This is a genomic window from Kitasatospora sp. NPDC048407 (genome assembly GCF_043200475.1).
Lineage (GTDB): Bacteria > Actinomycetota > Actinomycetes > Streptomycetales > Streptomycetaceae > Kitasatospora.
The window spans coordinates 235,417-258,159 of sequence record NZ_JBICXW010000004.1 but is presented as its reverse complement, the minus strand read 5'-3'; the positions used below and the strand labels follow the sequence as shown (position 1 = coordinate 258,159).

Here is a 22,743-nt window from a genome sequence, read left to right as displayed (position 1 = left end):
CCGTCAGCCTTCGGTGCCCGGCTCGTCCTCGTCGTTCCAACGCGGGTCCTGCTTCCACTCCTGGTTGCGCTCGGCGGCGGTCTCCAGGGCGCGCGCGGCCTCCTCGCGGGTGGCGTAGGGGCCGAGCCGGTCCTTGGCGGGGCACTCCGGGCCTTCCTCGACCTTGGCGTGCTTGATGCAGTAGAACCACTCCCCCGGCTGCCCGGTGGGCTTGCTGCGGCCGAACACCATCGTCTCGTCTCCCGTCCTGGTGGGCCCCGCGGCGAGGGCCGCGGCGGTCAGCAATGATCATTCCCGGTGGCCCGGCCGCGCACACGGCCCGGGGCGGGCGGATGGCGGCCGATACACTCGCGGTCATGGCTCTGGTACCCGGCACGCAGTCCCCCACCCGCAAGGTCCCCGCGCACATCGCGCGCCCGGAGTACGTCGGCAAGCCCGCGCCGACCCCGTACACCGGCCCCGAGGTGCAGACCGCGGAGACCGTCGAGAAGATGCGGATCGCCGGCCGGATCGCGGCGCAGGCGATGGCGGAGGCCGCGAAGCTGATCGCCCCCGGTGTCACCACCGACGCGCTCGACGCCGTCGCGCACGAGTACATGTGCGACCACGGCGCGTACCCGTCCGACCTCGGCTACCGGGGCTTCCCGAAGTCGGTCTGCACCTCGATCAACGAGGTGATCTGCCACGGCATCCCGGACTCGACCGTGCTGCAGGACGGCGACATCGTCAACATCGACGCCACCGCGTACATCCACGGGGTGCACGGCGACCTGAACGCCACCTACCTGTGCGGCGACGTGGACGAGGAGTCCCGGCTGCTGGTGGAGCGCACCCGGGAATCCCTCGACCGGGCGATCAAGGCGGTCAAGCCGGGCCGGCAGATCAACGTGATCGGGCGGGTCATCGAGTCCTACGCCAAGCGCTTCGGCTACGGCGTGGTCCGCGACTTCACCGGCCACGGCATCAACACCTCGTTCCACTCCGGCCTGATCATCCCGCACTACGACAGCGAGCGGGCCACCCAGGTGATCAAGCCGGGCATGACCTTCACCATCGAGCCGATGCTCACCCTGGGCAGCTACGACTACGACATCTGGCCGGACGGCTGGACGGTCGTCACCAAGGACCGCAAGCGCACCGCCCAGTTCGAGCACACCCTGGTGGTCACCGCCGACGGCGCGGAGATCCTCACCCTGCCCTGACCTTCCCGGTACGACGGAGCGGCCCGCCACCCCACCCGGGGGAACGGGCCGCTCCGTCGTTCCTGCTCCTGCTCCTGGGCCTGCTTCGGCTCAGCCGATCAGCCACTGCTCCTCGGCGACGGCGCCGACCTCGGTGCACGCGTCGGTCAGCACGTCCAGCACCCGCAGCGGGTCCGGCAGTTGCTGGTCGGGGCCGCGCAGCCAGCGCACCCGGGAGCCGTCGGTCAGCGCGGCCGGCGGGACCAGGGTGTACGAGCCGCGGCAGTGCCAGCGCAGCCCGGGGTGCTCGGAGACCGTCTCGGGGGTGGAGTCCAGCGCGCTGGGCCACCACTCGTCCTCGTCCTGCGGGGTGCCTCGGGTCGCGGTGAAGAACAGGTACCGGTCGTTGCCGACCGCCGCCACCGGGCCGCCCACGCCGAGCGCGTCCAGCCGCCGCAGCGCCAGCACCCCGGCCTCGGCCGGCACGTCCAGCACGTCGTGCGCGCGGCCCGTCGCGGTGACGAAGTTCGCCTCCGGGTCCCGGGTCAGCCAGTGCGCCAACTGCTCGGCGTCGGTGGTGGCCTGGGACTGCCAGGCGAAGGAGACCGGATGCTGGGCCGGGGCCGGACAGCCGACCCGGTCGCACGAACACCGGTACCCCTCCGGGTGCGCCGCCGGCGCCACCGGGAACCCCGACCGGACCGCCCCCAGCAGCAGATCCAGCTTCGCAGCCGCGTCCTCTCCGGCGCCCGGGTCGTCCTTCCGGTCCCGCCGCCACCAGGACGTCCACCTGCTGCTGGCTTCCATCTGGCCCCTTCCGCACCCGCTGAGCTGCCGTGCCTGGTACGGCACGGCCACCTACGCCACAAACGACGCCAACACACGGAGCCGCTCGCTGCTTCCCTCATCGGTGCACCACGCGCGGGGGCGTCTGTCGTCGACCGGGGCCGGGTTCTCCGGCCGGCCGACGTTCCGGGGGCGGGTACGGAGTGCGAGAGTCTCGCTCGGCGGGCGGGCGCACCTCGGCGCGCCCCACCCGGCCCGTACGGGCCCGCGGACCCGGGGCAACCCCCGGGGGCGTACGTAGCAGGATAAGGGTCCCGGAGCCCTCCGAATGACCGTTGGCAGTGCCGTCCCCGTCACACCTTCCGCCGCCGCGGCGGACACACCCGCCCGCACCGGACATCCCGCCCGTCGCCCTACCCTGGAGCGGTGAGAAGCGCCGACACCGCATTCCTCGGCGGCCCGCTGGACGGCAGGGTGCTGCCGATCCTGCTGAGCCCGCTGCAGTCCGTCCCGAAGGTCTACCGGGTACCCGTCCCCGCGCACGGGGATACCCCGGCGGTCACGCTGGTCTACCGGCGTGCCAAGGAGTACAACGCGAAGGGCCGGTTCCGCTGGCGCTACGAGTACGACGAGGCCGCCAGCGGCTGACGCCCGCCGCTCGCTCTCAGGCCTCTTCGGCCAGGATCAGGTACAGCTTCTTCTTCGTCTCGGCCAGCACGGCCAGGCCCTTGGCGCGCTGCTCCTCGGTGCCGGTCATCATGACCTGGCGCACCGCGTGGTCCACCGCCGCGAGCGCGGCGCCGACCTCCTGGACGGCCTCCCAGTCGCCCTGCCGGCCGGCCTCGTCCCACGGGGACTCGGGGCCCTGCTCGGCCTCGGCCCGGCCCTGCTCGGTCAGTTCGAACAGCTTCTTGCCGGACTCCTCATTGGCCTTGATCAGCCCCTCCTCCTCCAGCAACTGGAGCGTCGGGTACACCGAACCCGGGCTGGGCCGCCAGACTCCGCCGGTGCGCTCGCCGATCTCGGTGATCATCTCGTAGCCGTGCATCGGCCGCTCCCGCAGCAGCGCGAGCAGCGAGGCCCGCACATCGCCCCGCCGGGCCCGCCCGCCGCGCCGGCCGCCGTGCCCGCGCGTCCCGTGGCCGCCGAAGCCGCGCCCGCGCGGCCCGAACCCCGGACCGAACGGCGGCATCGGCCGCCCCGGCGCCCCGAACGGCCCGAACGCCGCCCGCACCTCGAACTCCTCGCCCTCCCCGGCCCGCCGCGCCCCTTCGGCCCAGCGACGCCGACTCTCCCCGCCGTAACGCTTGTCGTAACGCATGATCCACTCCCCATGGTTGTCGGACGCTCCATCGGTGAAGCATCTCGATAACTCGACGATATATCGGTAACTGTCGTTCGATAACCCCTTCCGATACCCGGCCGCCGATGTCTTCTGCCGCTCAACCTTGACCGTTCGCCGCTGATCTTTGACGACCGATAGGTTCCTGCCACTGAAGGTTGACCGCTCGACCTTCAAGAGGGCCGGATACCAGCCCCGGGCGCCGATTGAGCGGGTGGAGGAGCCAGCTATCCACCCAGGACAGTGGTCCGGACGCTGATGAACCCCATGGGCGATGCCCCCCGAGCAAGAGGATGAACAACATGCGCGACTACCTCGGCGCCGTCCTCAACATGATCGGCCCCAGCCCGGCGGACCGCCCCGAGTTCGTTGAGTGGGGCGAGGTGGAAGGCTTGTTGGGAGCCGAACTCCCGGCGGACTTCAAGGAGATCGTGGAGACCTACGCTCCGGTGACCCTGAACCATCACCTGGTCCTGACCCGCCCGGGCACCCAGTTCTTCAATCTGGCCGAGCGGCTTGAACAGCAGATCAAGGGGCTGAAGGAGTCCGACTGGGATGGGGCGGGTGTCACCTTCCGCGGAGCGACTCCGACCTTCGGCGGGCCGGACGGTCTCATTCCCGTCGCCAGCACGGACCGCAGGGAAGGTGCCTTCCTCGTCCGGCCGGCGGGCGGTGAGGGCTGGCACATGGCGGGCATGGTTCTCGACGGCCAGTTCGTGGAGTACGAGATGGGCTTCAGTGAGTGGCTTTACCGCTACCTCATGGGCGAGGACATGCTCGGCCCGCGTAGCGGCGTGTTCTATCCGGGCCCGCTGGTGATCGAGGATCTTCCCAAGTCGCCCGGTGATGCCGTCACTGCGCGCCGCGGGCCCGCCCGAATGATCTGAACGATCCGGGGTTGGGGCGGTCAGACTTCAGTGGCAAACGGTCAAGGTTGAGTGGCAGAGGACAGCCGAAATAACCGGTCGAACCGAGCGCCTGCCCGGCTCTAACCTCGCGCCGTGACGAACACGACGACGGACCCGGTCGAGACCGCCGAGGACTTCCTCGCCCTGCTGCGGCACCTGTCCGCGCACTTCGCGGGCCAAGGCCCGGACGTGGACGACGTCCTGCTCCGCTGGGCCGCCGCCCTCCCCGAGCAGGCTCCGGACCCGGGCTGGTCCGGCCTGGCCGACCAGCTGCTCGGCGCCCTCGCCGCACCATCGGCCGGGCCCGCCGAACCCGCCCCACTCGAGGAGCTGGACGTGGCCACCTCCGGCGAACTGCGGATCCTGCTGCGCGCGCTGGCCGCCGACTACGCGCGGGACCGCGCCTGGACGGCGGACCGGGTGGCCCGCGGTCTGTGGGCCGGCGACGGCGGCGGCTGGGCGAGCGGCTCGCTGGCCGGGTTCCTGACGTCCTGGGAGTCCTGGCTCGACTCCTCCCTCGGCCTGCAGCCGAGATTTTCCGACGCCCCGCCGATCGAACCGGTGACCTGGACGTCGGTCGCCTGGCAGCTCGACGCGGCCCGCGTCTACGAGTGACACCGACACGCCCCGCAGCGCTCCCGCCCCGCCGCCCGCAGCCACTACGGTGACGGCCATGTCAGGCGAACGCGATCTTCGACAGCTGCTCTCCGGCTTGAGCCCCGTCCTCAACCCCGGCCGCTACGTGTACTGCACACTGCCCGGCCGGGTTCCCGCCGGGCTGCGGCCGGTCGTCACGGTGGCCGAACCCGAGGGCGTGACCTTCGTCGTCCTCGAGGAGGAGGCCGACTCGCTCGGCCTGCCGCACGCGTTCACCGCCGCCTGGATCACCCTGCGGGTGCACTCCGCGCTGGACGCCGTCGGCCTCACCGCCGCGGTCTCCGCCGCGCTCGCCGAGCACGGCATCAGCTGCAACGTGGTGGCCGGCTTCCACCACGACCACCTGTTCGTCCCCGCCGACGACGCCGACCGCGCACTGGCCGCCCTCGACGCCCTGGCCCCGCAGCCCACCTGACGGCCCCTGGTCTTCGCCGTCCGGCGCGGGCGAGAATGCGGACCAGGGCCCGTCCGGACGAGAGGGATGCCGTGCAGAACTCCACGTGGAGCGCCGACACCGCCGCCGTCCTCGGCGCCGGCCTCGCCGGGTCCGTGGACGCCGGGCTGTTCCCCGGCGGGGTGCTGACCGTCGGGGAGGTGGGCGCCGGCCGGGTCACCGTCGGGCACGGCCTGGTCGCCCCCGAGTGCGGCGACGCCCGGCCCGGCCCGGGCACCCGCTACGACCTCGCCTCGCTCACCAAGGTGCTCGCCACCTGGCCACTGGTCGGCGCCGCCGTCCGCGCCGGCCGGCTCGACCTGGACGCCCCGCTGCGCGAACACCTGCCCGAACTACCCTCCCCCGGCGGCAACTTGACCGCCCGGCAGCTTCTCTGCCACACCTCCGGCCTGCTCCCGTGGACCGGCCTGGCCGGCTACGAACACACCGGCCGACCGCTGATCGAGCACCTGTGCGCCGAGCCGCTGGTCAGCCCGCCCGGCAGCCGGTACCGCTACATCGACCGCGGCTTCATCCTGCTCGGCCTGCTGCTGCCCGCCCTGCTGGGCAACCCCCTGCACCTGCTCGCCGACGAACTCTGGCGCGACCTCGGCCTGACCGCCACCGTCTACGGACCGCTGCCGCGCGACCCGCAGCTCGCCCCGACCGAACAGCGCCTGCGCGACGCACCCCGCACCTGGGGCGCGCCGCACGACCCGAGCGCCGCGCTGCTCGGCGGGGTGGCCGGCCACGCGGGGGTGTTCTCCACCGCCGCCGACCTCGCCGCCTACGCCGAGCACCTGCTGGCCGGGGCGAGCCCGCTGGCCGACTGGTTCACCGAGAGCCGCCGCCCCTGTGCCGCCGTCGAACCCGGCCTGCGCCGCGGCCTCGCCTGGCTGGTCACCGCCGACGACTCGGTGGCCTACCACCACGGTTTCACCGGCACCAGCCTGTTCCTCGCCCCGCACACCGGCCGCTACGTGGTGCTCTGCACCAACGCCGTCTACCACGGCTTCGACCGGAACCGGCTGGCCGACCTGCGCGCACTCGCGCTCCGCTCGCTCGCCTCGTGACGGCCCGTCACCGGCGCAGCGGCTGCCACCGCCCGCCGGTCAGCGCCGTCAGCACCTCCCCGCTGCCCGCCTGCCCGGGGCGCGGCCGGGCGGGGGCGGCGGCGAGCAGCGCGATGTCGTCCTCGGCGGGGTCGGGGGCGCCGGCCAGCACCTCGTCCAGCAGCCGTTCCGGGCCGGCCCCGGCGGGCAGCCGCCGGGCGGTGAGCCGCTCCAGCGAGCGGTCGATGTCCTCGCCGCGGCGCTCCACCAGGCCGTCGGTGAACAGCAGCAGGGTGTGGTCGGGCGGGACCACCGCGTAGCTCGGGACGTAGCCGTTGTGGCCGGTGGCGAGCGGCGGGCCGGGCGCCACCGGCAGCAGCGCCACCTCGCCGTTGGGCCGGACCACGGCGGGCGGCAGGTGGCCGGCGCTGGCGAAGCAGTAGCGGCCGCGGGCGGGTTCGGCGTACACCGCCAGGCAGGTGGACGGGCGGTAGTCGTGCACCTCGCCGGCCAGGCCGTCCATCCGGGTCAGCAGCCGGTCTGCGCTCGGCTCCAGCAGGGCCATCGCGCGGAGCATCGCCTGGTAGTGGCTCATGTCGGCGGCGGCCTCGATGCCGTGGCCCATCACGTCGCCGATGGCCAGCACGGTGCGGCCGTCGGGCAGCGCCACCGTCTCGTACCAGTCGCCGCCGATCAGGGCGCTGGTGCCGGCCGGGCGGTAGCGGAAGGCGACGGTGATGTCGGGGTGCGGGGTGCCGGGTTCGGCGAGCATGGCGCGCTGCAGGTCGACGGCGACGGCGTGTTCGCGGCTGTAGCGGCGGGCGTTGTCGAGGTTGATGGCGGCGCGCACGGCGAGGTCCTGGGCGGCGACGGCGTCGTCCTCGCCGAAGCCCGGGGAGGGGCCGGTGCGCAGCAGGGTGGCGGTGCCGATCCGGTGGCCGCGGGCGGTGAGCGGCACCACCATCGCGGCGTGGACGCCGAGCGCGCCGAAGTCGGCGATCCGGTCCGGGTTGGGGGCCGTGCGGCGCGCGTCGGCCTCGGTCAGTTGGTTCTCGATCACCGGGCGGCCCTCGGCCAGGCAGCGCGGCACGGCGGAGTCGGGCCCGTAGTCGACGTACTCGCCGCGTTCGCCGAGCACCCGGATCCGCTCCAGCAGGTCGGGCCTGGCGGTGATCGCGGTGCGCAGCAGGCGGCGGCCGCCGTCGGGGAGGGGGCGGGCGTGCTGGCTGTCGGAGTGCGGGAGCAGTTCGACGGTGGCGGCGTCGGCGAGGTGCTCGATCAGGAAGGTGGCGAGTTCGCCGCAGGTGGTCTCCACGTCGAGGGTGGTGCCGATCCGGGTGGCGGCGGTGTCGAGCAGGGCGAGCCGGGCCCGGGCCTGTTCGAGTTCGCGCTGCTGCCGGTGGCTGGCGGTGACCTCCAGCAGGATGCCGACCAGGCCGGCGGGCTGTCCGGCGGTCTCCAGCCGGTGGTAGGCGCCGTACCAGTAGCGGCGGTGCTGCGGGGAGCCGGCCCGGGTGTGGCCGCTGGAGGTGATCTCGCGGGGGCGGCCGTCGGCGAGCACCTCGCGCAGCAGGTCGTCGCGGGCGTCGAGGCCGGGGAACAGTTCGGCGACGGTGTGGCCGAGGTGGCGCTCGGCGGGGATGCCGTTCATCGCGGCCAGCGCCGGGTTGACGTAGCGGAAGCGCAGGTGGGTGTCGAGGACGGCGACGCCGGCGGGCGTACCGTCCAGTACCCGGCGCAGCGGCTGCGGCAGGTCGTTCCAGCTGGTGTCGGCCATGGCTTCGGCACCTCCTCGCCGGGCGCCCGGGCACTGTGACCAGTAAACACAGCGCGCGCGGCCGGGGCGATCCGGTACGCGGCGGGGCCGCGGCGGGCGGGCCGGGGCGGGGGTGCGGGCGGCGGGGAGTCACCCGAACGGAGTCGTCGGGGTGCCCCGGCGGGTGGACGGGCCGAGGGTCGTCACAGGTCAACTTCGGCCAAGGAGGTCTCCCATGAGCTCGTCCGTCGGTCCGGCCCCGGCAGCGCCAGGGCCGCCCGCTTCACCGGCCCCCGGGAACAAGCCCTGGGTGTCCGGGACTGTGCTGTTCGCCGGTGTGCTGATGCTGGTGAGCGGTCTGCTGGAGGTGTTCCGCGGGATCATGGCGATCGCCAAGGACGACATCTTCGTGACCACCCCCCAGTACGTCTTCCGCTTCAGCCTCACCTCGTGGGGCTGGATCCACGTGGTGATCGGCGCGCTGGTCGCGCTGACCGGCCTGTGCGTGCTCACCGGCATGCTCTGGGCCCGGATCGCCGGTGTGTTCTTCGCCGCGCTGAGTCTGCTGGACAACTTCCTCGACATCCCCTACTACCCGCTGTGGTCGCTGGTGCTGATCGCGCTGGACGTCTTCGTGATCTGGGCGCTGTGCGCCTACCGCGAACCCGAACGGCTGCCTCGCGGACCCGAGCAGGTGCCTCGCGAGGTCTGAGCCTCCGCGCAGCGCACCGACCGGGCCGGTGGCCCGCTCCGCCGGGAGCGGGCCACCGGCTCTGCGGCGCCGGGCCTCACTTGTTCAGCGCGGCGACCCCCGCCTGGGCGAACTGCTCGTCCTGGTCGGCGCTGGGGGCGCCGGCCACGCCGACGGCCGCGATCGGGGCGCCCTTCAGCTGGACCGGGGCGCCGCCGCCGAGGAACAGCGTGCCGGGGATGTCCTTCAGGTTCGGCGCCTGGGCCAGGCGCTTGACCAGCTCGGAGGTCGGGGCGTTCCAGGACACCGCGGTGTAGGCCTTGCGCTGGGCGGACTCGAAGGACTGCGGGCCGGCGCCGTCTCCGCGCAGCTCGACGATCACATTGCCGTTCCGGTCGACGACCGCGACGGAGATCTTCTGGCCGGCCTTGGCCGCGGCGTCCAGGCTGGCCTGGGCGGCCTTGGTGGCGGCCTCGACCGTCAGGTGCGAGGTGTCGAAGGTGTTCTTGTTCTGGACGTCGGACGAGACGGCGGTGGCGGGGGCCGCGTTCGGCGTCTCGGCGCTGGCGGAGACGGCGCCGACCACGCTCGCGCCGACCGCGGCCACCGCGACGGCACCGGTGACAACGCGGGTACGAGTGCTCAGCTTCTTCATCTTCGGCTCCTGGATCGGTGGTTCGGTGCCGGACTGCTGGGGTGCGCCGGCCTCGCTCTCCATGGTTCGCGGCCGGACCCCCACCGCGGATCGGCGAACCGGCTGGACCGGCGGAGCATGATGGACGACAACCGTGTCAACCGATCGGTTGATGTGCGAACCGTGATCCGCGGGCACCATCCAAGTGCCGGCAGTGTGCCTGCCGGTGCCGACAGCGTGCGAAAGGAGGTCGGCCATGATGCGTCTCCCGCTCTCCCGGGCGGCCGACCCGGACGCGGGCTGGCTCGCGATGGTCATGCGGCTGGCCTTCGTACTGCTGCTCGGCACCTCGCTGGCGCGCTACCTGACGCACCACCTGGCCAGCCCGCTGACACCGTGGGTGATCGCGCTGAGCATCGCCCTAGCCGCCGGGCACCTGTCCGGTCTCTCCGAGCGCCGGCAGGCCTGGCTGGCGGCGGTGCTGGGCAGTTGGGCGGTGCTGGTGCTGATGGCGCCCAGCTTCGCCTGGTGCGCCGTCCCGCTGGTGTACACGGTGCTGCGGGCGTTCCCGCCGCGGACGGCGATCCCGCTGGTGTCGGCGCTCACCGCGCTGGTGATGGTGTCCCAACTGCGGCTGCCGGGCGCCGATCCGACGCTGGTGCTGCTGCCCCCGGCGGTGGCCGCGCTGGCCACCGCGGTGTTCCTGTACATGCAGCGGCAGGGCGCCCGGCAGCACAAGCTGATCATCGACCTGATCCGGGCCCGTCGGGAGCTGGCCGCCGTGGAGCGCCGGCAGGGCGCGCTGTCCGAGCGCGAGCGGCTGTCCGTCGAGATCCACGACACCCTCGCCCAGGGCCTGTCCAGCCAGCAAATGCTGCTGCAGGCCGCCGAGTTGGCCTGGGAGCAGGATGCGGCGGCCGCCCGCGGCCATGTCCGGACGGCCGCCGCGATCACCGCCCGGAACCTCGCCGAGGCCCGCCGTTTCGTGCACGACCTCGCCCCGGCCGATCTCGCCGAACAGGGCACGCTGGAGGCCGCGTTGGCCGCCCTCGCCGAGCGGGAGGCCGCGGAGAGCGGCCTGCCGGTCCGCTTCCAGCTGGACGGCAGCCCGGCGCCGATGCCGGCCGCCGCGCAGTCCGCGCTGCTGCGGATCGCCCAGGGCGCGCTGGCCAACGTCAGGGAGCACGCCCGGGCCGGCCGGGCCTCGATCACGCTGTCCTACCTGGGCGACCAGGCGGTGCTGGACGTCGCGGACGACGGCCGCGGCTTCACCCCGCCACCCGGCGGCCGCGGCGCGGGCGGGCCGGCCGGCGCGGGCCGCGGGCGCGGCCACGGGCGCGGCCACGGGCTGCCCGCGATGCGGGCCCGGCTACGGCAGTTGGGCGGCACGCTCACCGTCGAGTCGGCCCCGGGCGAGGGCACCGTGGTCTCGGCCGCCGTCCCGCTGGAGAGCCCACCGGCCGGGAGTCCGTCACCCGAGGGTTCACCGCCCGAGAGCCCACCCTTCGAGAGCCCACCCGTCGAGAGCCCACGCTTCAAGAGCCCACCGGAGGCCCGCTGACAGCACACCGCACCGCCCGCACCACCCGCACCGCACGGAGGGTCCATGAACGACAACGACAAGGTCAGGCTGCTGATCTGCGACGACCACGCGATGGTCCGGGCCGGACTGCTGGCGCTGCTGGCCAGCGACGGGGCGATCGAGGTGGTCGGCGAGGCCAGCACCGGCGAGGAGGCGGTGACGCTCGCCGCCCGCCTCCAGCCGGACGTGGTGCTGATGGACCTTCAACTCGGCAGCGGCATCGACGGGGTGGAGGCCGCCCGGCGGATCCTGGCCGGCCCGGGCGACAGCCATGTTCTGGTGCTGACCACCTTCGACACCGACGCCGACATCACCCGGGCCATCAACGCGGGCGCGACGGGGTATCTGTTGAAGGCGGAGCGCCCGGCCGAGCTGTTCGCGGCGATCCGCTCGGCCGCGGCGGGCCGGCCGGCGCTGTCCCCGCCGGTCGCGTCCCGGGTGATGGCCCGGATGCGCTCCCCCCTGCCCCAACTCACCGACCGTGAACAGGACATCCTCGACCAGCTCGGCCAGGGCCTGGGCAACCGGGAGATCGCCCGGGCACTGTTCATCAGCGAGGCCACCGTCAAGACCCACCTCGGCCGGATCTACGCCAAGCTCGGCGCGGACACCCGCTCCGGCGCGGTCGCGATCGCCAAGGAGCGGCGCCTGCTGCGCTGACCGAAACCGGGCAGAAGCCCGGCTCCCCGGACAACTGAAGATCAATCGGACGCGTCCGAAGCCTTGCCACGCACAGTGATCGGAAGTCAGTATTCCTACCGGCCGGTAGACCTGACGGAACAACGGCTGCGCGAGGGCGCGGAACAGACAGTGACGGGGTGGCGACAGCTCTCCCCTCGGATGTGACGCGAACGCGTAAACTGCGCGAAACCCTCCGCTCACCCTCTCCTCGCCGACCCGTCGTTCGAGGACGACACGGTTTGGCCGGAACCAACGTCACGAAAGGCGGACGCGCACCATGCCGACCGCATCAAGCCCACCCGAGCCGCGGCGCCGTCTCGGCGAGCACGGGCTCGCCTGGGCCTTCCTGCTGCCCTCGGTAGTGGTCTTCGCGCTCTTCATCGTCTATCCGCTGGGGCGCACCTTCTACCTGAGCGCACACGCCAACGACCTGTTCGGTGCGCCCTCCAAGTACGTCGGCATGAAGCACTACACCGACCTGCTCTCCTCGGCGGACTTCCGCACCACGCTGGTCACCACCGCGCTGTTCGTGCTGTTCACGGTGGTCCCCGGAGTGCTCGGGGCGCTGCTGCTGGTCCTGCTGATGGAGGGTCGGATCCGCGGCGTGCGGCTGCTGCGATCCGCCTTCGCGCTGCCGTTCGCGTTCTCGGTGGCGAGCGCCTCGGTGGTCTTCTCGGTGTTCTACAACCCCGCCAGCGGTGTGCTCAACGGGCTGCTGTCGCACCTCGGCCTGGGCCCGGTGGGCTGGTTGACCGACTCCCAGTGGGCGCTGATCTCCGTCGCGATCTCCACGATCTGGATGAACCTCGGCTACAACGTGCTGGTGCTCTCGGCCGGCATCGGCTCGATCCCGGGCGAGATCACCGAGGCCGCCCGGCTGGACGGCGCGTCCGGCTTCCGGCTGGCCCGCTCGATCACCGTTCCGATGCTCGGCCCCAGCCTGTTCTTCCTGGTGGTGATCTCCACCGTGAACGCGCTGCAGAGCTTCGGCCAGATCCACATCCTCACCAAGGGCGGCCCGGACGGCTCCACCCGCACCCTGGTCTACTCCGTGTACGAGAAGGCGTTCGCCTACGGCTCCAGCGACTTCGGCACCGCCAGCGCGCAGGCCGTGGTGCTGATGGTGGTCGTGCTGTGCTGCACCGCCGTGCAGTTCGGAGTCCTGGAGCGGAAGGTGCACTACGCATGACCACCCTCACCAAGACGCCCGCCGTCGCCGAGCCCGCCCGCACCGCCCGCCCGCCGCTGCGCGTCCGCGACACGCTGGGCCGGGTCGGGGTCTGGGCAGTGCTCGCCGTGGCCGTGCTGACGGTCGCCTTCCCGGTCTACTACGTCTTCGCCGGCGCCTTCATGCGCCCGGACGAGATCGCCAGCTACCCGCCCGCGATGATGCCGCACTCGCTCACCGGGGAGAACTTCTCCGGCGCCGTGCACGCCATCCCGCTGTTCCGCCAGTACGGCAACTCGATGCTGGTGGCGGGCCTGATCACGGTGGCGCAGCTGTTCACCGCGGTGCTCGCCGCGTACGCCTTCGTGTTCCTGCCGATGCGCGGCCGGAGCATCGTGTTCGGCCTGTTCCTGGCCACCCTGATGGTGCCGTGGGAAGCCATCATCATCCCCAACTACCTGACGCTGTCGGACTGGGGCATGGGCAACACCTACTTCGGCCTGGTGCTGCCGTTCCTGGCGTCCGGCTTCGGGACGTTCATGCTGCGGCAGTCGTTCCGCCAGTTCCCGGGCGAGCTGCGGGACGCCGCCCGGATCGACGGGGCCGGCCACTGGCGGTTCCTGTGGCGGATCCTGGTGCCGCTGAACAAGCCGGCCCTGGCCGCGCTGGCCATCTACGTCTTCCTGTCGTCCTGGAACCAGTACTTCTGGCCGCTGATCATCACCCGCACCGCCAACATGCAGACCCTGCAGATCGGCCTGACCTCGCTGCGGGACTCCGAGATGACCGACCCCGGCCTGATCATGGCCGGCGTGGTGCTGTCGCTGCTGCCCACGCTGGCGCTGGTGCTGTTCGGCCAGCGGTTCATCGTCCGCGGCCTGACCGCGGGCGCCGTCCGCTGACGCACCGCCACTTCGCTCCGCCCGTACCACCGCTCCCGGTACCAACCCTCGCAGAAGAGAGAGAACCCGTGAAGAGAAGTGCCCGCGCGCTCGCCGCGCTGCTGGTGTCCGGCCTGGCCCTGACCGCCTGCAGCTCGAGCGGCTCCGGCGGCTCCTCCGACGAGTCCGGCGCCCCGGCCGCCTCCGCGCTGGACCAGGCGTCCGGTGTGACCAGCATCGAGTTCTGGCACTCGATGACCGGCAAGAACGCCGAGCAGCTGACCGCCCTGGTCAACCAGTTCAACGCCGCGCACCAGGGCAAGATCGAGGTCAAGCCGCTGTTCCAGGGCACCTACGACGACCTGATCGCCAAGTACAAGGCCTCGGTGCAGCAGAAGGCCACGCCCGCGGTGGTGCAGGTCTACGACATCGGCACCCGCTTCATGATCGACTCCAAGCAGACCGTCCCGGCGCAGGCGTTCGCCGACAAGGACGGCTACTCGCTGGACGACCTGCAGGCCAACATCCGGAACTACTACTCGGTCGGCGGCAAGCTGCAGTCGATGCCGTTCAACTCCTCGATGCCGCTGCTGTACCTGAACGACGACGCGTTCAAGGAGGCCGGCCTCGACCCGGCCAAGCCGCCCACGACGCTCGCCGAACTCGGCGACATGGCCAAGCAGTTGACCAAGAAGGACGACAGCGGCAAGACCGTCCGGTACGGCTTCGGCGCGGCCATCTACGGCTGGTTCGTCGAGCAGCTGCTGGCCGAGAACGGCGCGCTGTACTGCGACGCCGACAACGGCCGCAGCGGCAAGGCCGGCAAGGTGGCCTTCGACTCCGCCAAGGGCGCCGAGATCGTCCAGTGGTGGGCCGACCTGGTCAAGGGCGGCTACGCGGCCAACACGGGCCGTCAGACCCCGGACGCGCAGGCCGCGTTCAAGGCCGGCACGGTCGCCATGCACCTGGAGTCCACCGGCGTGCTGCGCGGCTACACCGAGGCCGCCAAGTTCACCGTCGGCACCGCCCAGTTCCCGAAGACCGCGGCCGGCGACCAGGGCGGCCCGATCATCGGCGGCGCCTCGCTGTGGATCTCCGGCCCCGGCCACTCCGACGCCCAGAAGCGCGCCTCCTGGGAGTTCGAGAAGTTCCTCACCGCCCCCGAGCAGCAGGCCGCCTGGCACACCGGCACCGGCTACTTCCCGGTCAACTCCAAGGCGCTGGACCTGCCCGCCGACAAGGAGTGGGTGGGCAAGTTCCCGCAGTTCCAGACCGCGATCGAGCAGCTGAAGGCCACCAAGCCGACCACGGCCACGGCCGGCTGCCTGCTCGGCGTCATGCCGCAGGCCCGCAAGGGCGTGGAGACCGCGATCGAGCAGACCATCGCGGGCACCAAGACCGCCCAGCAGGCGCTTGCGGACGCCGCCAAGGAGCTCCAGCCCGCCATCGAGAGCTACAACTCCTCGGTGGGCTGACCCTCCGCCGGCATTGCCCGAAGAGCCCGTCCGCACTCGCGCGGCCGGGCTCTTCGGCGTTGCGACGAAGGTCTGCTGACGATTCGTACGAATATCCCTCGCGAGTTACCCACCCCGCCTGCAACACTGTCCGCGGCTGGGTGTATGAATTCTCCGCTGGATTCATCACGGGCTCCAGCCATTTCTCTTCGAGGGGGGACCCATGCGTAAGAGCACGTTCACTCGTGCCGCCGCGCTGCTGATCGCAGCCGGCGCCATGACGGCCGTCGCGGTTCCGGCGGCCTCCGCCGCTCCGGCGCCCAAGGGCAAGATCAGCACCAAGGCCGTGAAGACCGCGTCGACCGCGCGCACCATGCCGAAGGTCGCCGCGCAGGCCAAGACCGCCAAGGCCGCCCCGCAGGGCGTCATCGTCACCCCGACCTACGCCCTGCTGAACCCGGGCGACAGCCTGAAGCCGGGCGACAGCGTGAAGGTCGGCTACAGCACCCTGACGATGCAGACCGACGGCAACCTGGTCCAGTACTTGACCGCTGACAACGGCAAGCAGATCCAGGTCCTGTGGTCCAGCAAGACCTGGGGCAACAACGGCGCCTCCGCCGTCATGCAGGCCGACGGCAACTTCGTCATCTACAAGCAGGACGGCGTGAGCGCCGTCTGGTCCACCGGCACCTGGAACAAGACGAACGCCGTGTTCGTCCTGGACGGCGGCGAGCTGCTGGTCGGCAACTCGAACGGCGGCACCCCGTACTGGCGGAACGACGCCGGCTTCTTCCCGGACTTCGTGAACGGCCAGTACGTCGACTCGCCGGCCGACAACCTGAAGGGCACCGGTCAGTACGGCCAGGCCATCTTCGCGAACAACTGGCTGGAGTCCAGCACCACCATCCTGATCCAGCAGGCTGACGGCAACCTGGTGCTCTACCGCAAGAAGGACGGCGGCGTCATCTGGGCGGCCAACACCCAGGGGCACCCGGGCGTGCTCACGGTCCAGGACCCCACCGGCGTCTTCGGCGTGGCCGACGACAAGGCCGCGTACTGGACCAACGGCACCTGGGACAACCCGGGCGCGTGGACCCGGATCCAGTCGGACGGCAACATGGTCACCTACCGCGCGGGCAGCACCCCGACCAACGGTAGCGCGCTGTGGTCCACCAACACCTGGGGCAAGGCCTGACCTACCCGCGGGCCCGCTGGGCCTGAGGCGGTCCGGTAGCAAGTGAGGGGCGGTCACCGAAAGGTGACCGCCCCTTCGCCGTGTCCGAAGTTGAAATGTCCGCGCCGAAACAACTCGACAGCGAATTGGCGGTACGCCGACGAATCGACATTCGGACAGCGCTTTGCCCATTCCGGAAAGCCGATGGCGAAAACACGGAGAGTTGGCACACGATCACGCGGGCACGCATTCGGCGTGCGGCGGAGAACCCGAAGGCGGCGGACGAGTCGGCCTGTACGCCGGGTTCTGTCTCCCGGGGTGCTTGCGCGGCCCGGGGAGGCGGCCATCCATCTAGGGCTGCCGTTGCCGACAGCCTCGTGCGGTCTACCCGCGAGCTCGGGCGAGCAGCCCTCGAACACCCGCGCACGACACCCGAGGGTGTCGATCTTGACCTTGCTCCGAGTGGGGTTTACCGAGCCGGCCGAGTCACCTCGGTCGCTGGTGGTCTCTTACACCACCGTTTCACCCTTACCCACCGCCGAAGCGGTGGGCGGTCTACTTTCTGTGGCACTGTCCCGCGGGTCACCCCGGGTGGGCGTTACCCACCACCCTGCTCTGTGGAGCCCGGACGTTCCTCGGCGGGCCCCCAGAAGGGACCCGACGCGACCGCCCGGCCGGCTCGTCCGCCGTAAGGGTCATGGTAGCCGCTCCACGGAGGCTTCCCGTACCCCGCCCGGGACCTGGCGGTCGAAGCGGGCCGCCACCCGGGCCGCCGTGCCGGCCGCCCACGGGGTGGTGGTGACCAGGCCGAGGACGAAGACGGTCAGGCCCAGGCCGGCCACGATCCACCAGCCGGCGTGGGTGGCGGGCGTGAAGCTCCCGGCCGAGGCGACCGCGCCGGCCACCACCGAGCCGATCACCGCGACGCCCAGCGACTGGCCGACCTGCCGGCTGGTGGAGGCCACGGCGGCGGCCACCCCGGCCTGGGCCAGCGGCATGCCGGAGACCGCCGAGTTGGTGATCGGCGCGTTCACCATGCCGAAGCCCAGCCCGAACAGCGCGTACGCGGGCAGCAGCAGGAGGGCCGGGGAGTCGGCCGTCAGCCCGGTCAGCAGCACCCCGCTGGCGGCGATCGCCGCACCCGCCACCAGCAGCGGCAGGCGCGGGCCGCGGCTGCCGACGATCCGGCCGGACAGCGGGGCGGTCAGCAGCGTCAGCCCGGCCATCGGCAGCGTCCACAGGCCGGCCACCACCGGGGCGTAGTGCCGCACGTTCTGCAGGTACAGGGTGTTCAGGAACAGGAAGCCCGCGAGCGCCGCGAACGCGCACACCGCCGTGACGGTGGCCCCGGTGAAGGGGGCGCTGCGGAAGAACCGCGGGTCGATCAGCGGCTCAGGCACCCGTCGCTCCCAGAACGGGAACACCAGCAGCGCGGCGAGCGCCACCCCGGCCAGCGCCAGGATGCCCGGCGAGGTCCAGCCGTGGCCCGGCCCCTCGATGATCGCGGCGGTGCCGCAGCCCAGCATCAGCACCATCAGCAGCTGGCCGACCGGGTCCAGCCGGCGGGCCCGCGGCGCCCGGGACTCCGGGACGTAGCGGTGCGTCAGCACGAAGGCCGCCAGCCCGACCGGGATGTTGATCAGGAAGATCGACGGCCAGCCCGCGCTGTCCACCAGGAACCCGCCGATCAGCGGACCGAGCGCCATGCTGATGCCGACCACGCCGCCCCACACGCCGATCGCCTGCGCCCGCTCCTTCCGGTCGGTGAAGGTGTTGGTGATGATCGACATCGCCACCGGGTTGAGCATCGACCCGCCGACCGCCTGCACCGCCCGGAACGCGATCAGCCAGCCCAGGCCCGGCGCCAGGCTGCACAGCAGCGAGCCGAGCACGAACAGCAGCAGCCCCGTCCGGAACACCCGGCGGCGGCCGATCCGGTCCGCGATCGACCCGGACAGCATCAGCAGCGAGGCCAGCACCAGCGTGTAGGCGTCGATCACCCACTGCAGGCCGGACGCGGGCGCGCCCAGGTCGCGCTGGATGGCGGGCAGCGCGATGTTCACCACGGTGTTGTCCAGGCCGACGATGAACAGGCTCAGACAGCAGATGGCCAGGACGATCAGCCGGCGGCGGCGGTCGGGAGCAGTGCTCGGTCGGCTCATTCCCCGATCATCGCACCGGCCTCGGCAGCCCCCGAAGGCCCTTGTGCGTCGGGCACCAGCGCGAACCGGACAGCCCGGGCGACCGGGTCGGCCAGGGTGAGCCGGACGGTCACCCGGCGGCCCAGCGGCAGCCGGTCGGCCGCGTCGCACTTGGCGACCACCGCGGGACGGCGCAGCTGCACCGTGCCGGTGCCCGGCCGGCGCTCGTCCACGTCGATCACCACCGCCCGGAAGTCCTCGCCCACCCGGCCGCGCAGCAGCTCCGCCTCCACCAGGTCCACGCAGGCGCGCTCCACCGCGTGCGCGCGGCGGTCGCCGCTGCTCATCCGCGCGGGCACCAGCGGCAGGGCGTCCCGCACCCAGCCCGGGACATCGGTGCCGCCGGCCACCGCGAGGCAGACCTCCAGCGCGTACCGGTCGCCGAGGCGGCGCAGCGGCGCGGTGCAGTGGGCGTAGGGGGCGGCCAGCGCGGCGTGCCCGGGGTCGGCGGGCGGGACGGTGCCGCGGGCGGTGTCGAACGCGTGGTAGCCCGCGCCGCGCAGCAGGCCGGTGCACTCGTTCAGGAACGCGGCGTCGGCGGTGCGGGTCGGATCGAGGGAGCGGATCAGCTGCGGGTAGGGCAGCCCGTCCGGCCAGGGCACCTCGAGTGCGGCGGCGACCCGGCGCAGCCGCTCGAAGGCGGACTCAGGGGCGGTGGGCAGGGTGCGCAGCAGGCCGATCCCGGCGTCCAGCATCAGCTCGGCGGCGGCCATGCCGGTGAGCAGCGAGAGCTGGGCGTTCCAGCCGTCGGCGGGCCGGGGCGCCCGGTAGCGGAGCCGGTAGCCGCCGCCCGCGGCCTCCACCTCCTGCTCGGGGATCGGCAGGCTGACCCCGCCGCGGGCCTGTTCCTGCGCCTCGCGGAGCCGGCCGATCTCGGCGAGCAGGGTGAGCTGCTCGTCCGCGCCGCCGGCGTCGATCCGGCCCTGGACGGTGGCGTAGTCCAGCCGCCGTCGTGAGCGGACCCGGGCCCGGCGCACGTCGGCCAGCAGCAGCGCGCCGTCGGCGTCCAGGTCGAGCTGCCAGAGCAGGGCGGGCCGCAGTTCGCCCGGCAGCAGGCTGGCCGCGCCCTCGGAGAGCCGGGCCGGGTGCAGCGGCACGTTGCCGTCCGGGAAGTACAGCGTCTGGACGCGCCGGCCGGCCTCGGTGTCGATCGCGCCGCCCGGCGAGACGTAGGACGCGACATCCGCGATCGCGTAGTGCACCCGGTAGCCGCCGCCGCGGCGGGCCAGGTGGATGGCCTGGTCGAGGTCGCGGGAGCCCGGCGGGTCGAGGGTGAACAGGTCGAGGTCGGTGGCGTCGAACTCGGGCAGGCGGGGCAGCGAGGCAGCCCGCTCGGCCTCCGCGAGGACTTCCGGCGGCCAGTCGGTGCGGATCTCCAAAAGGCTTCTGAGGTCGGCGAGTTCGGTGTTGATCCTGGCGGTCTGGGCGGCCCGGACGCTGAGCTTTCGGCGCGGCATGGTCGCAGCGTAAGGCGCAGTAGCGTGGTTGGTGCACCCGGACCGGCCGTGAAACCGGCGGCGGTGCACGGGGATTGGCCGTGGGAAGGGGCGGGGCCGTGACAGCTCGGACGGACAATCGGCAGTGGGTGGCGCCGGGTTCGGAGTGCCGGTGCTGCGGGGACGGGACGGACGCGGCCGGAGGCGGGCGCGGGGTGCGGGCCACGGCGACCGCCGTCGCGGGCACGCTGGCCGCCGTCGGCGCGCTGCACGCGGTGTGGTCCCGTTCGCCGTGGCCGTGCCGGGACCGCGAGCAGTTCGCCGACCTGGTGGTCGGCGTGGCCCCCGACCGACTCCCCTCCGCCGGAGCCTGCCTGGCCGTGGCCGGGCTGCTCGGCACCGGCGCCTACCTGGTCGCCGCCCGCGGCGGGGTGCTGCCCCCGGTCGGCCCGCGCCGCCTGCGCACCGCCGGTGCGGCGGGCGTCGCCGGCGCCCTGCTGACCCGCGCCCTGGCCGGCCCGCTCGCCTTCGCCCGCCGCACCCCGGACTTCGTCCGCCTGGACCGCCGCGTCTACGCCCCGCTCTGCCTGGCCCTCGGCACGGGCGCGGCGCTGGTCGCCGCCCGCGGGCGGTAGTTCGCCGGAGCACGGCGGCAACCACACCGCACCGCAGTGCGGACGGTCGCGGATTCGGGGTGCGGCCCCGCTGGTCGTTAGGGTTGACCGGGTCTGTTGTGGGTCGTTGAAGGGTGTTGCCGTGCTGGTTCTGCTGCCGCCGTCGGAGGGGAAGGCCGCGCCGGAGGCGGGTGTGCCGGTGGAGGTGGCGGGGCTCTCGTTGGCGGGGCTGACCGGGGCGCGGGAGAAGGTGCTGGCGGCGCTGGTGGAGCTGTGTGCGGGGGACGAGGAGCGGGCGGCCGAGGTGTTGGGGCTGAGCAAGGGTCTGCGCGGGGAGGTGGCCAAGAACGCGGGGCTGCTGACGGCGGGGGCGCGGCCGGCCGGCGAGGTGTACACCGGGGTGCTGTTCGACAACCTGGGCCTGGCGAAGCTGGACGAGCGGGCGTACGCGCTGGCGGAGCGTTCGCTGCTGGTGTTCTCCGGCCTGTGGGGCGCGGTGCGGATCGGCGACCGGATCCCGCCGTACCGCTGCGCGATGGGCGTGAAGCTGCCGCCGCTGGGCGCGCTCGGCCCGTACTGGCGGACGGCGATGGACAGCGTCCTGCCGGAGGAGGCCGCGGACGGGCTGGTGCTGGATCTGCGCAGTTCGGCGTACGCGGCGGCGTGGAAGCCGGCGGGTGAGGTGGCGGGCCGGACGGTGACGGTGCGGGTGCTGCAGGAGCGCGAGGTGGACGGGGTGCTGAAGCGTTCCGTGGTCAGCCACTTCAACAAGGCGACCAAGGGCCGTCTGGTGCGCGACCTGCTGGCCGCGGGCCTGGAGCCGTCCTCGCCGGGCGAGTTGGTGGACGCGCTGGCGCAGCTGGGTTACCGGGTGGAGGTCGCGGCGCGCGGCACGGCCCGCAAGCCGTGGCAGCTGGACGTCGTGGTGACGGACGTGCACTGACCGTCCGCCACCACGACGACGTCAGCGCAGGTGCGAGGTGTCGTTGAGCAGCCGCAGCGAGGCGTTGCCGTCGCTGTAGTACTGGACGGCGCACAGCGAGGCCGCGGAGAGTTCCATCCGGTGCACGGCGTCCGGCGGGGCGCCGAGGGCGAGCCGGACCAGGGTCTTGATCGGGCTGACGTGCGAGACCACCAGGACGGTCTTGCCGGGGTAGCGGGCGAGGATCTTGTCGCGGGCCTGCCCGGCCCGGTGGGCGAGCGTGGTGAGCGATTCGGCGCTGCCGGTGGGCTTGGCCTTCGCGGATCCGAAGAAGGCGGTCAGGTCGTCGGGGTGGCGTTCCATCACCTCGGCGAAGGTGAGGCCCTCCCAGTCGCCGAAGTCGAGCTCCCGCAGGCCCTCTTCGATCCGCACGTCCAGGCCGAGGCGCCGGGCGACGGCCTCGGCGGTCTGCCGGGTGCGCAGCATCGGCGAGCAGACCACGGCCTGCACGGTGCCGCGGGCGGCGAGTGCCTCGGCGGTGCGTTCGGCCTGCCAGACGCCCTTCTCGGAGAGGCCGGGGTCGCTGCCGGTGCTGCCGGAGAACTGCCGGAGCGGGGTGAGCGGGGTCTCGCCGTGCCGGAGGAACACCAGCGTGGTGGGGGTGCCGAGGTCGGCGGGCCCGGCCCAGCCGACCCGGGGTGCGGGTGCGGCGGGCAGCGGCTCGTCCACCACGGGGGCGGCGGCGGCCCGGGCCTTGGGCTCCCACTGGCGGCCGTGCTTCCCGGCGTCCATCGCCTCGTTGGCGAGCCGGTCGGCCTCCTTGTTCTTCTCCCGCGGGATCCAGGTGTACTCGACGTTGCCGCGCCCGGCGATGCCGCGGGCCTCGGCGGCGAGCGGCTGCATGTCGGGGTGCTTGATCTTCCAGCGGCCGGACATCTGCTCGACGACCAGCTTGGAGTCCATCTCGACCAGGATCCGGGCGTCCGGGTCGAGTGCGCGGGCGGCCTTCAGCCCGGCGATCAGGCCCTTGTACTCGGCGACGTTGTTGGTCGCCCGTCCGATGAACTCGGCGGCCTCGGCCAGGATCTCGCCGGTGCGGGCGTCGAGGACCACCGCGCCGTAGCCGGCCGGCCCCGGGTTGCCCCGGGAGCCGCCGTCGGCCTGAACGATGAACCGGGCTCCGGCCACCG

General features: G+C 72.8%; 23 protein-coding genes and 1 other RNA gene. 15 read left to right on the top strand and 9 right to left on the bottom strand.

Translation table 11 applies throughout. From position 1 onward, the window contains the following. Positions 1-3 precede the first annotated feature (3 nt). Positions 4-231, bottom strand: coding sequence for a hypothetical protein (locus ACGFWJ_RS11330; RefSeq protein WP_392947980.1), 228 nt, complete (start codon positions 229-231; stop codon positions 4-6). Positions 232-356: 125 nt separating this feature from the next. On the opposite strand from ACGFWJ_RS11330, the gene map reads away from it, so the two are divergent. Beyond that, positions 357-1,202, top strand: a complete 846-nt coding sequence (gene map, locus ACGFWJ_RS11325; RefSeq protein ID WP_387643407.1) for a type I methionyl aminopeptidase — start codon at positions 357-359, stop codon at positions 1,200-1,202. Between the two features lie 90 nt (positions 1,203-1,292). On the opposite strand, the gene ACGFWJ_RS11320 is transcribed toward map, so the two are convergent. Beyond that, positions 1,293-1,988, bottom strand: a complete 696-nt coding sequence (locus tag ACGFWJ_RS11320) for a bifunctional DNA primase/polymerase (RefSeq protein ID WP_392947746.1) — start codon at positions 1,986-1,988, stop codon at positions 1,293-1,295. A gap of 405 nt (positions 1,989-2,393) precedes the next feature. Here ACGFWJ_RS11320 and ACGFWJ_RS11315 point away from each other — a divergent pair, with 405 nt between their 5' ends. Then, complete coding sequence (locus tag ACGFWJ_RS11315) at positions 2,394-2,615, top strand: hypothetical protein (RefSeq protein WP_380481373.1); 222 nt, start codon at positions 2,394-2,396, stop codon at positions 2,613-2,615. A gap of 16 nt (positions 2,616-2,631) precedes the next feature. Here ACGFWJ_RS11315 and ACGFWJ_RS11310 read toward each other — a convergent pair whose 3' ends face one another. Beyond that, on the bottom strand, positions 2,632-3,288 hold the full coding sequence (locus ACGFWJ_RS11310; protein WP_387643403.1) for a PadR family transcriptional regulator: 657 nt from the start codon (positions 3,286-3,288) through the stop codon (positions 2,632-2,634). Positions 3,289-3,611: 323 nt separating this feature from the next. Between ACGFWJ_RS11310 and ACGFWJ_RS11305 the strand changes: the two genes are divergently transcribed. The 4 genes from ACGFWJ_RS11305 (at position 3,612) to ACGFWJ_RS11290 (ending at position 6,380) form a co-directional block, all read left to right on the top strand. Continuing rightward, positions 3,612-4,196, top strand: coding sequence for an SMI1/KNR4 family protein (locus ACGFWJ_RS11305; RefSeq protein WP_392947742.1), 585 nt, complete (start codon positions 3,612-3,614; stop codon positions 4,194-4,196). Between the two features lie 114 nt (positions 4,197-4,310). After that, a complete protein-coding gene (locus ACGFWJ_RS11300; protein ID WP_392947740.1) occupies positions 4,311-4,832 on the top strand; it encodes a hypothetical protein in 522 nt (173 codons plus the stop codon). A gap of 58 nt (positions 4,833-4,890) precedes the next feature. After that, on the top strand, positions 4,891-5,289 hold the full coding sequence (locus ACGFWJ_RS11295) for an ACT domain-containing protein (protein WP_387643399.1): 399 nt from the start codon (positions 4,891-4,893) through the stop codon (positions 5,287-5,289). A 71-nt stretch (positions 5,290-5,360) separates the two neighbouring features. Beyond that, complete coding sequence (locus ACGFWJ_RS11290) at positions 5,361-6,380, top strand: serine hydrolase domain-containing protein (protein WP_392947736.1); 1,020 nt, start codon at positions 5,361-5,363, stop codon at positions 6,378-6,380. A gap of 7 nt (positions 6,381-6,387) precedes the next feature. Here the strand turns inward: ACGFWJ_RS11290 and ACGFWJ_RS11285 are convergent, their stop codons facing one another. After that, positions 6,388-8,136 (bottom strand): SpoIIE family protein phosphatase, encoded by a 1,749-nt coding sequence (locus ACGFWJ_RS11285; protein WP_392947733.1) that lies wholly within the window; start codon positions 8,134-8,136, stop codon positions 6,388-6,390. A 289-nt stretch (positions 8,137-8,425) separates the two neighbouring features. Here ACGFWJ_RS11285 and ACGFWJ_RS11280 point away from each other — a divergent pair, with 289 nt between their 5' ends. Continuing rightward, on the top strand, positions 8,426-8,827 hold the full coding sequence (locus tag ACGFWJ_RS11280; protein ID WP_392947730.1) for a hypothetical protein: 402 nt from the start codon (positions 8,426-8,428) through the stop codon (positions 8,825-8,827). A gap of 76 nt (positions 8,828-8,903) precedes the next feature. Here the strand turns inward: ACGFWJ_RS11280 and ACGFWJ_RS11275 are convergent, their stop codons facing one another. Next, positions 8,904-9,461 carry a heme-binding protein gene (locus ACGFWJ_RS11275; RefSeq protein ID WP_387643391.1) on the bottom strand — a complete coding sequence of 186 codons (558 nt, stop codon included), beginning with the start codon at positions 9,459-9,461 and terminating at the stop codon, positions 8,904-8,906. Positions 9,462-9,696: 235 nt separating this feature from the next. Between ACGFWJ_RS11275 and ACGFWJ_RS11270 the strand changes: the two genes are divergently transcribed. The 6 genes from ACGFWJ_RS11270 to ACGFWJ_RS11245 all read left to right on the top strand — a co-directional run bounded on the left by ACGFWJ_RS11270 (position 9,697) and on the right by ACGFWJ_RS11245 (position 16,401). Beyond that, positions 9,697-11,001, top strand: a complete 1,305-nt coding sequence (locus tag ACGFWJ_RS11270; protein WP_392947727.1) for a sensor histidine kinase — start codon at positions 9,697-9,699, stop codon at positions 10,999-11,001. A gap of 45 nt (positions 11,002-11,046) precedes the next feature. After that, positions 11,047-11,682 carry a response regulator gene (locus ACGFWJ_RS11265; RefSeq protein ID WP_392947725.1) on the top strand — a complete coding sequence of 212 codons (636 nt, stop codon included), beginning with the start codon at positions 11,047-11,049 and terminating at the stop codon, positions 11,680-11,682. Positions 11,683-11,980: 298 nt separating this feature from the next. Next, a complete protein-coding gene (locus tag ACGFWJ_RS11260) occupies positions 11,981-12,892 on the top strand; it encodes a carbohydrate ABC transporter permease (protein WP_392947722.1) in 912 nt (303 codons plus the stop codon). Further along, positions 12,889-13,773 (top strand): carbohydrate ABC transporter permease, encoded by an 885-nt coding sequence (locus tag ACGFWJ_RS11255; protein WP_387643384.1) that lies wholly within the window; start codon positions 12,889-12,891, stop codon positions 13,771-13,773. The genes ACGFWJ_RS11260 and ACGFWJ_RS11255 overlap by 4 nt, the downstream gene beginning before the upstream one ends. A gap of 68 nt (positions 13,774-13,841) precedes the next feature. Beyond that, the gene (locus tag ACGFWJ_RS11250; RefSeq protein WP_392947719.1) at positions 13,842-15,227 is read left to right on the top strand and encodes an ABC transporter substrate-binding protein; all 1,386 of its coding nucleotides are present in this window, start codon (positions 13,842-13,844) and stop codon (positions 15,225-15,227) included. A 202-nt stretch (positions 15,228-15,429) separates the two neighbouring features. Then, entirely contained in the window at positions 15,430-16,401 is a 972-nt protein-coding gene (locus ACGFWJ_RS11245) for a hypothetical protein (protein ID WP_392947716.1), read from the top strand. A 258-nt stretch (positions 16,402-16,659) separates the two neighbouring features. Here ACGFWJ_RS11245 and rnpB read toward each other — a convergent pair. The 3 genes from rnpB to ACGFWJ_RS11230 all read right to left on the bottom strand — a co-directional run bounded on the left by rnpB (position 16,660) and on the right by ACGFWJ_RS11230 (position 20,038). Then, positions 16,660-17,062: RNase P RNA component class A (rnpB, locus tag ACGFWJ_RS11240), an RNA gene on the bottom strand. 13 nt (positions 17,063-17,075) lie between these two features. Next, positions 17,076-18,542, bottom strand: a complete 1,467-nt coding sequence (locus ACGFWJ_RS11235) for an MFS transporter (RefSeq protein ID WP_392947714.1) — start codon at positions 18,540-18,542, stop codon at positions 17,076-17,078. Beyond that, the gene (locus ACGFWJ_RS11230) at positions 18,539-20,038 is read right to left on the bottom strand and encodes an RNB domain-containing ribonuclease (protein ID WP_392947711.1); all 1,500 of its coding nucleotides are present in this window, start codon (positions 20,036-20,038) and stop codon (positions 18,539-18,541) included. Before ACGFWJ_RS11230 ends, ACGFWJ_RS11235 begins: the two co-directional genes overlap by 4 nt. A 194-nt stretch (positions 20,039-20,232) precedes the next feature. Here ACGFWJ_RS11230 and ACGFWJ_RS11225 point away from each other — a divergent pair, with 194 nt between their 5' ends. Both ACGFWJ_RS11225 and yaaA read left to right on the top strand, forming a co-directional pair. Further along, positions 20,233-20,652, top strand: a complete 420-nt coding sequence (locus tag ACGFWJ_RS11225; RefSeq protein WP_392947708.1) for a DUF3995 domain-containing protein — start codon at positions 20,233-20,235, stop codon at positions 20,650-20,652. Positions 20,653-20,773: 121 nt separating this feature from the next. Then, the gene (gene yaaA / locus ACGFWJ_RS11220; protein ID WP_392947705.1) at positions 20,774-21,574 is read left to right on the top strand and encodes a peroxide stress protein YaaA; all 801 of its coding nucleotides are present in this window, start codon (positions 20,774-20,776) and stop codon (positions 21,572-21,574) included. Positions 21,575-21,595: 21 nt separating this feature from the next. On the opposite strand, the gene ACGFWJ_RS11215 is transcribed toward yaaA, so the two are convergent. Next, positions 21,596-22,741 carry a bifunctional RNase H/acid phosphatase gene (locus ACGFWJ_RS11215; protein WP_392947702.1) on the bottom strand — a complete coding sequence of 382 codons (1,146 nt, stop codon included), beginning with the start codon at positions 22,739-22,741 and terminating at the stop codon, positions 21,596-21,598. Between the last annotated feature and the right edge of the window lie 2 nt (positions 22,742-22,743).